The sequence below is a fragment of the Chryseobacterium culicis genome (genome assembly GCF_002979755.1).
Taxonomy (GTDB): Bacteria; Bacteroidota; Bacteroidia; order Flavobacteriales; family Weeksellaceae; genus Chryseobacterium; species Chryseobacterium culicis_A.
Map to the genome: position 1 here is coordinate 338,016 of NZ_PCPP01000002.1, position 13,776 is coordinate 351,791.

Consider the following 13,776-nt stretch of genomic DNA (forward strand, 5'->3'; position numbering starts at 1 on the left):
ATATCTAGATATTTATCTGTTCAGTTGTTTTGTTTTTAGCCAGTAAGAAGTAGACTGATAGGCTGATACAGCATCATCTACCAGTTTCTGCTCTGGATTTTTTAATAATTTTTCGTCGTAATACAGTTTAAATGCGGGTTTCAGATCACTTTTTTCCAGTTCCAAAGAATATTGTTTTACCTTTTTTACCGGAGAAATAATGGTCAAACGATCCCCTTTGATAAACCCAAGGTCTTGATATGTTGCCACATAAGCTTTAGGCTGGAATTCCTGTCTGAAGACATCCTGTCCTAAAAATTTAGACTGATAGCTGAAATTTAATAATCCAAAAAGAGTAGGCATCACATCTATCTGGGACATCAATGCATCGAATTTCTGAGGCTGAATAAATCCTTCTGAGAAAATCATTGCAGGAATTCTGTATTTATCCATAGGAAGTTCTGTTTTCCCTGCACTGGATGCACAGTGGTCTGCAATAATGACAAAAACAGTGTTTTTATACCAGTCTTGCTTTTTCGCCATATCAAAGAATAGCTTAAGAGAATAATCAGTATATTTTACACCTCCTTCGCGGGATTTTGCTGTTCCCGGGATATCAATTCTTCCGTCAGGATAAGTAAATGGTCTGTGATTGGAAACCGTCATCCAATGATTGAAAAAAGGTTTTCCCGACTTGGCTTCAGCATTCATCACCTGAATAGCTTTTCTTGCCATATCTTCATCAGCAACGCCCCAAACATTGGCAAAAGTAATTTCTTCAGGCTTAAAGTTGTTTCTGTCTACAATACCATAGCCGTTTCCACCGAAGAAGTCCTGCATATTATCAAAATAGCTGTATCCACCATATAAAAACTTTACATCATATCCTTTGGATTTGAAGACGCTTCCGGTTGTGAATTTCTTTTTATTGTCATCTCTTTTGATGATACTTTCTCCTGCAGTGGGAGGAATACAAAGAGTCAGGGCTTCCAATCCTCTTACAGTTCTGTTTCCTGTAGCATAAAGATTGGTAAACATCAGGGATTTATCTGCAAGGCTGTCCAGGAAAGGAGTAATTTTTTGTGTATTACCATAGTGTTCCATGAAGTCCGCAGAAAGACTTTCTATAGAGATCAGCACTACATTTTTCTTTGCTTCCGGCTGCTCTGCAACAACAGCTCTTGATAATGTATGTTGTGGATACTGGCTCAAGAAATTCTTTTCGGCCTGTTGCTGATTAATCTGTGAATAAAACTGGAAATAATCCAGTTCATTATGGGTAAAGGCCCAATAAAACTTAGGAATTCCGTTGGCTTCAATTTCATCGGCAAAAACATTATCAGATTTGATTTGCATCAACGAAGGGATTGCCAGTGCACTCAAAGCACAAAGTACCATGAAACTGCCCAGAAGAACCATTTTTTGTTTAAAATCCGGAAGTTCCAGCAGCTCATCTTTTGTTTTCTTATAAATAAACCATGTGATGGTAAGGGTAACGATCATGATTCCGGAAAACAATGGAACAACAGGGTAGCTTTCCATGATATTTCCAATCACCTCATTGGTGTAAATAAGATAATCTACTGCAATAAAATTATAACGAACTCCAAATTCATTATAAAAGAAGTATTCACTTACTCCGTTGAAAATAATCAGAAGAACATATAATAGTAATGTGATGAAATATAATGTGTTACGGATCTTGGTTCTTTGTGTAGGAAGGAACAGCATCAATCCGAAGAAAAGAGTCTTTATTCCTACAAACACAAGAGCGATTTCCATGATAGAACCTCCATATTGCTTGAATATATTATTGGGAACAAGCCATATATAAAGGAAGAATAGAACCAATGCTCCCAAAATAATATTACCGTAAGGTTTTTTATATTTTGAATTGGAAAGAAAGAGGAAGTAAAGAGCGAGGATAGAGCTGGCCAGTATGAAAACAAAAACGTCATTCACAAGACCGATTAACAAAACTTTTACGACTTCGAAAAATCCGAAACTAGCGGTAGTAATAGGATGAAAAAAGAATACTGTTCTTATTATCAAAGAAATAATAAGATAGAAAATTCCTAAATAGAGGAAAGGTTTTATTTTTTTTAAAAACATGTATTGACTGTTTTTATTGGTTTTCACAAAGATAGTTTTTGTGGAGAACTTTTGATGGAAAAAAAGAAAAACATCCTTTTTATTAATAAGATTTATGAATTATTTTTACCCTAATAAAAAAGGACTATCAAAAAATAGTCCCCATTATATAGTCAAAGTGAATAAGTGGTTAAGAGTGACCGAAACCAATATTCCCTTTCTTATCAGATAAATTCTTTTTGAAATCAATCATTCTAAGAGCTGTTACAGCTGCTTCTACACCTTTGTTTCCAAGGTCACCGCCGCTTCTTGCAATAGACTGTTCCTTTGTATCATCTGTTAATACACAGAAAATTGTAGGAGTATCCGTCATGATATTACAATCTTTGATTCCCTGTGCTACTGCAGAACATACATAATCAAAATGAGGTGTTTCCCCACGGATCACACATCCTATAGAGATTATTGCGTCATATTTTCTCTCTTTGCAAAGCTGCATACTTGCATAGCTTAATTCAAAAGCTCCGGGAACAGGGAAAAGTTTGATGTTTTCAGGTTTTACCCCTTCTTTTTCAAGAATTTCCAAAGCTGCATCACGAAGATTGTAGGTTACAAAATCATTCCACTCAGAAAAAACAATGCCGATAGAAAAATCTTCGGCATTAGTTATATGAAGTGGCTTGTAATCGGAAAGATTAACTGTTGCCATTTTTTAATAATATTTAGTCATTTCAATATAAGAATCAGACATTCCGTTGTCGTAGTCCTGATATTTCTCGTCAATTGCTGAGAAGTATTTTTTAGCTTCTGTATTTTTCTTTAATCCTAAAGCAACAATCCCTGCTTTTCTTGTGAAATAATAGGTTGTATAAGGATCATCAGATGCTGTTGCAGCCTGGTCTAGCAAACCTAAAGCCTCATCATTTTTGTTAAGACCTGATTTAGCATCTGCCATAGCTCCGTACTTCATTGCCATCAAAGTTTTGTTTTTGGAAGAGAATTTATCTAAAAGATCATAAGCTTCCTGGAACTTTCCTTCTTTGAATTTTAATAAACCGGCATTATAAGAAGAAAGTTTACCGATCTCAGTAGAAGAATATTCATTAGCTGTACCTATAAAACCAGGGTTAGCTGCAGATTTTCCACCTAAAGCATCTTTATCTTTGCCTTCTGCAAGGTTTTTTTGAGCAGCAAGGAAACTTTTTACAGCTTCAGTGTTCTTTGGAGCAACTACGAATTGCTTATAAGCAAAGAATCCTAAAACTCCTAAAATCAATACTCCAAATACCAAACCAAGAGGTTTTGAATATTTTTCAACGAATTTTTCAGTGTTTAAAGCTTCTCTGTCAAGGTCTTTAAAGAACTCAACTGTTTCTTTACCTTCTTGCTCGTTCTGAGCACTCTTTCCCAATTTTGCCATAAGTTTTTAAAAATTGAAATGCAAATTTAATTGTTTCTGAGAGATTTACAAAATACTTTGTGAGTATTATTGATGAAATTTTGTGAATTGTTAATCGTGAGTGATGAATTTATTAAAAAAAGATGCTTCGACTGAGCTTAGCATGACCCTTCTAATACTACCTGTTCTTATCTCACAGTAAATTATTAGTGTTGTCATGCTGAGCCTGTCGAAGCATATATATTATATCTTAATACCCTAAAATATGGTAGATTTCAGCACCGAATTTTTTCAGTTTTTCATCACCGTTTAAGCCTTCTAAGCCGATAAGGAAACTAAATTGTGAAACAATTGCTCCTTGCTTTTCTACTAATTTAGCTGCTGCTTCTGTAGTGCCTCCTGTTGCTAAAAGATCATCATGAATTAAAACTCTTTGTCCTGGTTTTATCTGTCCTTCACGGGTTTCGATAATAGCACTTCCATATTCCAGATCATATTTTTCTGAGATGATGGGAGGAGGAAGTTTTCCGGCTTTTCTGATTAAGATGAATGGAACTTCCAATGCCACAGCGATAGCGATTCCGAAGAGGTAACCGCGGCTTTCAATTCCGCATACTGCATCTATTTTTCCTTTACTGAAGGCTGCAAGATCTGCAATAACATCTTCATAAAGTTTTGGGTCTAAAAAGATGGGCGAAATATCCTTAAACTGTATTCCCGGAATAGGAAAATCGGGGATATTTTCAATTGTTTCTTCTAGTTTCTTGATCAGTTCTGCTGAAGCCATTTATTAATTGATTTTATAGCTGGAAATTTTCCAGTCTCCATTTACATTTTTAAGCCCGAAAGTTACTTTTAAAGAAGTCGTCTTACCGCTTTTATCCGTTACGTCATAAGTAGCGTTTACGCTGGCACTGTTTGCATTAGCACCGCTGGTAGTAATATTCTTTACGCTTACGTTTTTCACCGATCCAAAACCTGAAGTAGGGTTTGAAAAGGATTCATAACTTCCCCAGCTTGGATTGCTTGCTGTTTCGTATGCTGCTTTTAAATTCTGAGAACTTACACTGTTCAAAAATTTGCTTACAGTATTTTTAGGGTCTGCTGTCGGTTGCTTTGGTGCTGCTGGAGCTGCAGGAGTGGCTGTTGCAGGATCAGTTGTTGCACCAGGAGTAGCTGTTGGATTGTTTGGATCAATTACAGCACTTGGTTGTTCAGGAACAGCGGTCGAATCAGTTTTTGGAACTGTAGGAACTTTTAATGCTGCTGCATTGACATCAAGACCGATTTTAGACATTTTGAAAGTCTTAGCCGTTGTTTTTACAGAAACCGTGATATCAATTTTATTGTCTATTACTTTTGCTGCCGGAATAGAGGAGAACTTTAAATTGAACCCTTTAAAGTTATTATCCTGCATCAGGTTTTTAGCAGTAGCCAGTCTTACCCCGTTACTGAACACTTCAAGAGTGGCTTCCAGACCAGCTCCTGTGAAAGATACAGGGTTTCCGGCTGCATCTACAAGTCTTGGAACAATCTGAATTGCCGTAGGCGCTCCGGTTCCGTCATCTCCTGTAGGTCTTGTTACAAGGCTTAATGATCCTGCTTTTACATCATTAGGATCGCTTTCTTTGGCTTTATCATCTCCGAAGATATTCATTTCTCCAAGGGATGGTGGAGCAGTACTTGCCCATTCTATTCCGTTTTTCTGTGCAACTTCGTCAGCCAGAGACATGATTTCAGGAACTTTTTTCCCGTTAATCAGTTTCCCAAGAGCTTTTAATTCATTGATATCACCATCTGCCTCTACTCCAAATGTTTTAAGGATATAAAGAGCCTCATTAAACTTAATCTGCTTAATGGTAGGTAAACTGGAAGTCATATCATTGATACTTGACTGCAGTGTTTTAGTATTCGTAGCATCTACATGATCTTTCTTACATGCTGTAAAAAGCAACAGACTGAAAACAAGTAGAAAAGAAAACTTTTTCATTTTTATTTGGTTTGTTGCAAATTTAATAAAACCTTTATTAATACTGGATTTTATTTTTTACTTTATGTTTTCCGGCTGATTTATTTCTTTTCCGTGGATTGAGTGAAGCTGATGTTCCTATCTTTTATTCGGCTGTTCTTTTAAATCTCCTTTGAAAAAATTACTGAATATGGTTTGCATATTCGGGAATGAAGAGTCCTGCCAATAGGAGGTCTGGTAGCTGCTGTTTTCTTTATTGAATTTTACTTTTTCAATCTTGTTATCATTATTGAAACTCAGTTCTGTGGGATAGAAATTGGTGTAAAGCGCAATCTGATTGTAACTGGGTTCACTTTTATGTTTAAGTTTTACAAAAACCAGTTCATTGTATTCCAGGAAATCTTTTAAAGTCTTTTCTGATCCCTTTTCAAAGGACATGTTTAAAATTGATTTTATATCGTAAAACCGGTATCCGAAGAATGAAAATTCTTTTTCCTGAAGAGCAGCCCCGGTTACTTCAATCTGATCTTTGCGATCACCTTTCAATTCTCTAATTGTATTTTTTTTTGTTTTATATTCTTCCGGATTTCCTACATTTTTAAGTTTTGGAATCTCTAAAGAATTTCCATAATCCCATGATGAAGTTTCCTTTTTCTCATTTTTAGATTCTGTCAGTCTGAAAACTCTGTACTGTTCTACATTCGTGCTTTTCAGTTTTTTTGTTTTATTATCAAAAATGTAGGTTACAATACCGTCGGCATAACTGTTAAGTTTATTATTTACCGTTACATAAGCATTAAAATTTCCTTTGATGAAAATGTATTTGGCGGGTTTATTATTTTTAATCACTACCGTTTCAATTTCCTTTACCTGATCATTGATTTTTATCACAGATTGATCAAAGTCGGAATATGATAAAGTGGCCACCGGAAAATTATTATAGACAATCTGAAACTTTTCCTGGGAAGGCGACAGAGATTGTTTGTCGATCTTGCCTTCAATATCCGAATATGCGAGAATAGCTCCGTCTTTTCCAAACACAGAAACTCTGGGAAGAGGATGATTACTTTTTTCAGAAACGAACGTGATTGTCTGAGCCTGAATAAAACTATAGAGAAACAGAAAGAAGGAGTAAATGAAAAGTTTTGTTTTCATAATAAGATTTTGTTTTTGGTTGTTGATCTCATTATAGAGACGCATAACGAACAGAATGGTTGCCTGTTGCTGGATATGCATAAAAAAAGACTGATCGTTTTACCAATCAGTCTTTTATATTTTTATTTTGTTACAAGTCCTTAGAAAGGATACTCATAAATTTCAGATTCGTGTAAGAATGGGTTTCCTGTAGGAATCAACTTCAGTTTAGATAAAGCTGAAAGAACAGTAAACATAAATAATCCTGCTACGAATAGAACTGCTCCTAGGATTAACAAGAATACTTCAGGAGTGTTCCAGTATGGTCCTACCGTTCCCGGCATTACCATGTTGAAGTAATCTAAAAGGTGTCCTAAGATCACTACTACTGCCATTGTGGTAACTACTTTGTAGTTTCTCTTGATGCTGCTGCTTACTAATACCAATAGTGGTAATAAGAAGTTAACAATCAGCATTGGTAAAAACGTAGTACCATAGTGCTGGAATCTACCGAAGAAGTAGTTAACCTCTTCCGGAACGTTTGCATACCAGTAAAGCATGAACTGAGCGAACCATGTATATGTCCAAAGCATACTTGTAGCGAAAAGGAAAACTCCTAAATCGTGTAAGTGGTTGTCATTGAACTGTGGTAAGAAACCATTTTTCTTAAGATAAACACTTAATAAGATGATGACAGCAATACCACTTGATAGGCAGCTAACCATAGAATACCAGATATACATTGTAGAGTACCAGTGAGGGTCAATAGACATCAACCAGTCCCAAGCCCAAGCTGCAGAAGCAAATCCGAAGAATGCGATATATCCTACTGCCCATCTGTAAAGGAATTGATATTCTACTTTTGATTTTGTCTCGTCTACTTTTTTAGACTGAGCTTTCAGTTTCCAAGCGAAGAAAGAAGCACCTAATACATAGATGAACGTTCTGATTGCATAGAAAGGAATATTTAAGAATCTTTTCTTTTCAAATAGGATCACGTCAAAATGAGCAGACTCTGGATTTGTCAATTCAGGGTCCATCCAATGGAACAAATGACCATTATGAGTGATGTTTAAGATCATCAGGATAATCAGGATTGCACCACCGTAAGGAATATAAGAAGCAATAGCCTCCATTACTCTTGTGATGATAATAGGCCATCCTGCGTGAGCTGCGTGCTGAATACAGTAGAAGAACAGTACAGCGCAACTTACTCCAAAGAAAAAGACAGCTACAAAGTGCAGCGATGCTAATGGCTGGTTGTGAACCTGAAGCTCAGCATGCTCTAAATGAGCTGCGTGATCCTGTGGTCCCACCATTTCACTTGAGTGTGTAGGAGCATTATGACCAGAAGCATGAACAGCTTCCATCATTTGTTCTATTTTCTCAGTAGAAATTCCTTTGTTCAAAAAGAAACCAATACCGAAAAGAACTAAACCTACAACAAGAAGTATTATAGAAGTTGATTTTAATTTTGGTGAAAAACTATACATTTCTTTTCTTATTTTTTAGTTTCGGTAGTCGTTTCAGTTGTTGCTGGTGCCGCCGCTGTAGCTGCTGCCGGTGCTGCTGCTCCTTTTTTGAAAGCACTCATCACATACAAAGCCACTCTCCATCTGTCTCCTGCGTTCAGTTGTCCCGCATAAGATCCCATTGCATTTCTACCGTTTGTTAATACATAATGAACAGATCCTACAGTAATTTCTCTGTCTGCATAGTTGGGTACTCCGGAGAATGCCCCACTTTGTACGATAGGTCCTTGTCCATCACCTCCTGTTCCGTGACATGCCGCACAAGTGTGATCAAACAATATTTTTCCTCTTTCAATATCCTTAGCTGCATTAGCCGGGTTTAGAGGAGATACTGTAAGCTTTTTAGAAGCTTCATACCCAGCGTTGTACTCGTCAACATTTTTAGGTAATAAGCTTTCTTCAAAAACGCCATCTTTATTTTGAGCAACTGATCCTTCTACTGGAGAAAGACCTGTTGCACCACTATTTTTAACAAAAGCAGGAATTTCATTTTCATGATCTGAATAAGCATCCTGAGCTTTCATCAATGGATCATAAGCTACCGGAAAATACATGTCCGGGAAATATACCAGCGGAGTATTCTCCTTTGGTCCGCAAGAGTTAAGTAAAACTGTTGTTAAACCTAAAACTGCTGTAATTTTTAATACATTCTTTTTCATTTTAAGCGTCTTTAACAGTTATTTCTTCAACTCCAGTTTCAATAAGCAACTGTTTTACAGATTCTACATCTTCAGTTACAAATTCCATCATGAATTTATCATCAGTAGTTCTCGGGTCTGGGTTCTGAGCTGGTGCTCCCGGATACATTTTGTTTCTAACCAAGAAAGTTAAAGACATCATGTGAGCAGCACAGAATACCATTAATTCGAACATTGGAACTACGAATGCCGGCATGTTGTGTGCCCAGTCGAAAGCTGGTTTACCACCGATATTCTGCGGCCAGTCATGATTCATCACATACCAAGTTACAGTAGCACCGATAGTAACACCGTAAAGAGCATATAAGAATGCGGCATCAGAAATTCTCGTTTTCTTTAACCCTAAAGCCTTGTCTAGTCCGTGAACCGGAAACGGAGTATATACTTCGTTTATAGCGATTCCTTTATCGTTGAATGCTTTAACGCCGTTCATTAAATCGTCGTCGTCAGCATAAAGTCCGTATACAATTTTAGTGGTGCTCATCTCCTTCTTTTGCTTTATAAGTTTCACCTGAGATTTTCAAAATCGATTTTAATTCAGCCTGTGCAATTACAGGGAATGTTCTTGCGTACAATAAGAATAATACAGAGAAGAATCCGATAGTTCCTAAATATACACCCACATCAATGATCGTTGGCTTAAACATAGTCCATGATCCTGGTAAGTAGTCTCTTGAAAGGTTGATAACGATGATATCAAAACGCTCAAACCACATACCGATGTTGATGATTAATGCAACAATGAATGTCCAGATAATGTTCGTTCTAAGTCTTTTGAACCAGAAAGAAGCAGGAACCACAAGGTTACAGATGATCAATGACCAGAATGCCCACCAGTAAGGTCCTACAGCAGCACCTGGAGAAAGATATGTGAAATCTTCAAATCTAGATCCTGAGTACCATCCGATGAAATATTCAGTAGCATAAGCTACAGTTACCATACCCCCTGTAAGAACGATTACGATGTTCATAATTTCGATATGATACATTGTAATATATTCTTCTAAGTGACACACTTTTCTTGCAATTAACAATAGGGTCTGTACCATTGCAAATCCTGAGAAGATCGCCCCAGCAACGAAGTAAGGAGGGTAGATTGTTGAGTGCCATCCTTTAATAACTGAAGTTGCGAAGTCAAAAGATACGGTTGTGTGTACTGAGAATACAAGTGGAGTAGCCAAACCTGCAAGAACCAAAGAAAGTTCTTCGAATCTTTGCCAGTGTTTTGCTTTACCACCCCAACCGAATGCAAGGAATGTATAAATTTTCTTAGTCCAAGGAGTTTTAGCTCTATCTCTGATCATTGCAAAGTCAGGGATTAGTCCCATGAACCAGAATACAGTTGATACTGAGAAATACGTCGAGATCGCAAATACGTCCCAAAGTAGAGGAGAGTTAAAGTTCCCCCAAAGAGAACCGAACTGGTTTGGTAAAGGGAATACCCAGTATCCAACCCAAACTCTACCCATGTGGATTACAGGGAAGATTGCTGCCTGTACAACCGCAAAGATCGTCATCGCCTCTGCAGATCTGTTTACAGACATTCTCCATCTCTGTCTAAATAATAATAATACTGCGGAGATTAGGGTCCCGGCGTGACCGATACCTACCCACCATACGAAGTTGGTAATATCCCAACCCCAGTTAATAGTTCTGTTAAGCCCCCATGCTCCAATACCTGTCCCGATAGTGTACGCGATACAGCCGAATCCATAGAGGAATAGAACTAGTGCAGCATATAATGAGATCCACCATAATTTACCTGCTCTTTCTTCGATAGGTCGTGCGATATCTTCTGTAATATCGTGATAAGTTTTGTGACCAATAATTAGAGGTTCCCTTATCGGAGCTTCGTAATGTCCTGACATTTTTTACCTATTTATTATTTAAACTTTATTTTTCTACTCTGTTTCTTACTTTAGTGTGATAGAACACGTTTGGTTTTGTTCCGATCTCCTCTAGTAAATAATATCTTCTGTTAGAGGCATATACCTTTCTAATTGAAGAATCTTTATCATTCATGTCTCCAAATGTCATTGCTCCAGTAGAACAAGCTTTAGAACAAGCAGTCTGGAATTCTCCATCCTTCACTCTTCTTCCCTCTTTCTTAGCCTCAAGAATAGTATTCTGAGTCATTTGGATACACATTGAACATTTCTCCATTACCCCTCTAGTTCTTACAACTACGTCTGGGTTAAGTACCATTCTTCCTAAATCATTGTTCATGTTGAAATCGAACTTTTCATTTAGGTTATAAGTAAACCAGTTGAAACGTCTTACTTTGTACGGACAGTTGTTTGCACAATATCTTGTACCGATACATCTGTTGTAAGCCATATGGTTTTGACCTTGCTTACCGTGTGAAGTAGCCGCTACCGGACATACAGTTTCACATGGAGCGTGGTTACAGTGCTGACACATTACAGGTTGGAAGATTACATCCGGATTATCTGCAGGGTGGTTTAATGCACCTCCGTCTCCGAAAGCAGTACCGTACAATTCTGGTACAGCCATTCCTTCTTTCAATCCTTCGTATACTTCTACTTTTTGTCTTGAAGAATAGTAACGGTCAATTCTTAACCAATACATATCTCTAGACATTCTTACCTCTTCTTTACCTACTACAGGAACGTTGTTCTCAGCCTGACAAGCAATAATACATGCTCCACAACCTGTACAAGAGTTCAAGTCAATAGATAAGTTGAAGTGAGGACCATCAGTATCATCAAATGCATCCCAAAGGTCAATTTTTCTTGCTGGAAGAGCTCCACTGATTGTGTGGTATTCCAAAGGCTTGTTCCATCCTTTGTGCTCGTCATCAAATGGTACGTTGATGAATTCGGCTAAAGGAACTTCCTTCGCGATTTCGTAACGACCCATTAATGTATTTTGAAGCTGGATACCTGCGAATTCGTGATCTTCTCCTGTCTTCTCGATTTTAACTCCAGAAAGAACAAGGTTTGAACCATCGAATAAAGGATAAGCATTTACCCCTGTATCAGCAGTTGCTCCTGAATTTTTCTTACCATAACCAAGCGCAAGACCTACTGATCCTTCTGCTTGACCTGGCTGTACGAATACAGGAACGTTTTCTATTTTAACTCCGTTTACCGTAAGGTTTACGATAGAACCATCTAACTGCATTCTCGCGTTAAGGTCGTTATCGATCGCAAACTTTTCTGCATCTTTTGGAGAAATTGTCAAGTAGTTATCCCAAGACATTCTAGTGATTGGATCAGGTAACTCTTGTAACCAAGGGTTGTTTGCCTGAGTTCCGTCTCCCATTGAAGTCGTAGTGTATAATACTAATTCTAATTCGGAAGCTTTGAAGTTTCCTAATTCAGCAACAGCCTGAGCCGCGTTTCCACCAGCGTAAGATAATGTTGTTGAATTTGTAGAAGCATTGATCCCGTTATATAATGCTTTGTTGAAAGAAGTACCACCTAAAAGAGAAGCAGAGCTTGCCTTTAAATAATCGTAGTAGTTGTTTGCTGCATTATTTTTACCATTTTTCCAAACCAATAGAGATTCTTCAATCTGTCTTGATTTGTAGATCTTCTGGATTGTAGGCTGCATTAATGAATATACTCCAGTCTGTGGTTCGATATCTCCCCAAGACTCTAACCAGTTAGCAACCGGAATTACAGCTTTCGCTGCTTTGTACATTTCATTTTTCTTATCTGCAACAGCAATTACATAAGGAACTTTTGATAAAGACTTTTTGAAGTCTTCTCCTTTTGGATGAGCATAGATAGGATCTACGTTGTTGGTAACTAATACCCCAACTTGTCCACCATTTACCCAACCTAGGAATTCCTGATATCTTGCACCGTTGAATTCTTTTAGGAAGTTTGCTTTACCAGTGAAAGCTACTGAACCTAATTTTTGGTTGATTAAGTGGGCTAAAACCTGTGCTCCTTTAGAACCGTCAGCAAAAACAACAGCTTTGCTTCCTTTTGCTTTCAATTCGTTTGCAATTTCAGTAGCTGTCTTATCAGAAGTACCACCACCTACGATTGCGTTATAAACTTCAACTAATGTTTTGTTTACTGCACTTGGCTTTAATCTGTATCTTGAGTCAGCGTTAGCACCCGTTAATGACATGTTAGATTCCACTTGGATGTGTCTCAACATGGTTGCACTAGGTTTTCTAGCTGCTGCATAAGAAGACTCTAAGCTGGATGCGTTATAATCTCCTAAGAAATCAGCCTGGAAAGAAACTACCAATTCAGAACCGTTAAGGTCATAAACAGGTAATGCTCTTTGTCCGAATACTTCCTGAGCGGCATCTAGTCCTGCAGCATAAGGATATGCATCGAAGGTTACCAGTTCAGCTGTAGGATATTTAGCTTTGAATTCAGCGAATAGCTTTTTGAAAGTTGGTGAAGCAAAAGAGTGTGATAAAACCACAATCTTTTTGCCTGACGCTTTAGCTTCTTCCAAACCTTTGATCACAAAACTGTCTACTTTATCGAAAGTTTCGTCTTTACCGTCTAGTTTAGGCTGTTTTACTTTATCATTATCATAAAGAGAAAGTACACTTGCCTGAGCTCTTGCATTAGTTTTACCTAAATCACCACCAGCCGGGTTTGGTTCAATCTTAATGGGTCTACCTTCTCTAGTTTTTACTAAAACACTAGCGAAATCGAAACCATCAAAATATGTTGAAGCGTAATAGTTAGGGATTCCCGGAATAATATCATGCGGCTTTACCACATAAGGAATCGTTTTGATTACCGGAGCTTCGCAGGCAGCTAATGTTACTGCTGCTGTAGAGAATCCTAGTAATTTAAGGAAATCTCTTCTTGAAGTACTTGATCCGTTTGTCTCAGCATCTCCAAGGAAATCTTCTACCGGAATTTCTTCCTGAAACTCTTTCTGAGCCAGCTTATTATTCAAAGCTGGATCTTTAAGTTCATGAATACTTCTGAATTGTATTTTGTTTGAAGCCATTTATACTTCTAATTTTTTAGT

The 13,776-nt window shown here is 37.5% G+C and carries 11 protein-coding genes; all 11 read right to left on the reverse strand.

The features are described from left to right. Positions 1 to 12: 12 nt before the first annotated feature. Positions 13 to 2,091, reverse strand: a complete 2,079-nt coding sequence (locus tag CQ022_RS14655; protein WP_105683088.1) for an alkaline phosphatase family protein — start codon at positions 2,089 to 2,091, stop codon at positions 13 to 15. A 169-nt stretch (positions 2,092 to 2,260) separates the two neighbouring features. Then, positions 2,261 to 2,779: a 6,7-dimethyl-8-ribityllumazine synthase gene (gene ribH, locus CQ022_RS14660; RefSeq protein ID WP_105683089.1), complete on the reverse strand. Its 519-nt coding sequence runs from the start codon at positions 2,777 to 2,779 to the stop codon at positions 2,261 to 2,263. A 3-nt stretch (positions 2,780 to 2,782) separates the two neighbouring features. Then, entirely contained in the window at positions 2,783 to 3,490 is a 708-nt protein-coding gene (locus CQ022_RS14665; RefSeq protein WP_105683090.1) for a hypothetical protein, read from the reverse strand. A 229-nt stretch (positions 3,491 to 3,719) separates the two neighbouring features. After that, positions 3,720 to 4,256 carry an adenine phosphoribosyltransferase gene (locus tag CQ022_RS14670; protein WP_105683091.1) on the reverse strand — a complete coding sequence of 179 codons (537 nt, stop codon included), beginning with the start codon at positions 4,254 to 4,256 and terminating at the stop codon, positions 3,720 to 3,722. Positions 4,257 to 4,259: 3 nt separating this feature from the next. Then, entirely contained in the window at positions 4,260 to 5,459 is a 1,200-nt protein-coding gene (locus tag CQ022_RS14675) for a hypothetical protein (RefSeq protein ID WP_105683092.1), read from the reverse strand. A gap of 117 nt (positions 5,460 to 5,576) precedes the next feature. After that, on the reverse strand, positions 5,577 to 6,593 hold the full coding sequence (locus CQ022_RS14680; RefSeq protein ID WP_105683408.1) for a hypothetical protein: 1,017 nt from the start codon (positions 6,591 to 6,593) through the stop codon (positions 5,577 to 5,579). 140 nt (positions 6,594 to 6,733) lie between these two features. Further along, entirely contained in the window at positions 6,734 to 8,065 is a 1,332-nt protein-coding gene (locus CQ022_RS14685) for a quinol:cytochrome C oxidoreductase (RefSeq protein WP_105683093.1), read from the reverse strand. An 8-nt stretch (positions 8,066 to 8,073) separates the two neighbouring features. Continuing rightward, on the reverse strand, positions 8,074 to 8,763 hold the full coding sequence (locus CQ022_RS14690; RefSeq protein WP_105683094.1) for a c-type cytochrome: 690 nt from the start codon (positions 8,761 to 8,763) through the stop codon (positions 8,074 to 8,076). A 1-nt stretch (position 8,764) separates the two neighbouring features. Next, complete coding sequence (locus tag CQ022_RS14695) at positions 8,765 to 9,286, reverse strand: DUF3341 domain-containing protein (protein WP_047376185.1); 522 nt, start codon at positions 9,284 to 9,286, stop codon at positions 8,765 to 8,767. Beyond that, positions 9,273 to 10,670: an NrfD/PsrC family molybdoenzyme membrane anchor subunit gene (gene nrfD, locus CQ022_RS14700; protein ID WP_047380200.1), complete on the reverse strand. Its 1,398-nt coding sequence runs from the start codon at positions 10,668 to 10,670 to the stop codon at positions 9,273 to 9,275. The genes CQ022_RS14695 and nrfD overlap by 14 nt, the downstream gene beginning before the upstream one ends. Positions 10,671 to 10,695: 25 nt before the next feature. Then, positions 10,696 to 13,755: a TAT-variant-translocated molybdopterin oxidoreductase gene (locus CQ022_RS14705; RefSeq protein WP_105683095.1), complete on the reverse strand. Its 3,060-nt coding sequence runs from the start codon at positions 13,753 to 13,755 to the stop codon at positions 10,696 to 10,698. Between the last annotated feature and the right edge of the window lie 21 nt (positions 13,756 to 13,776).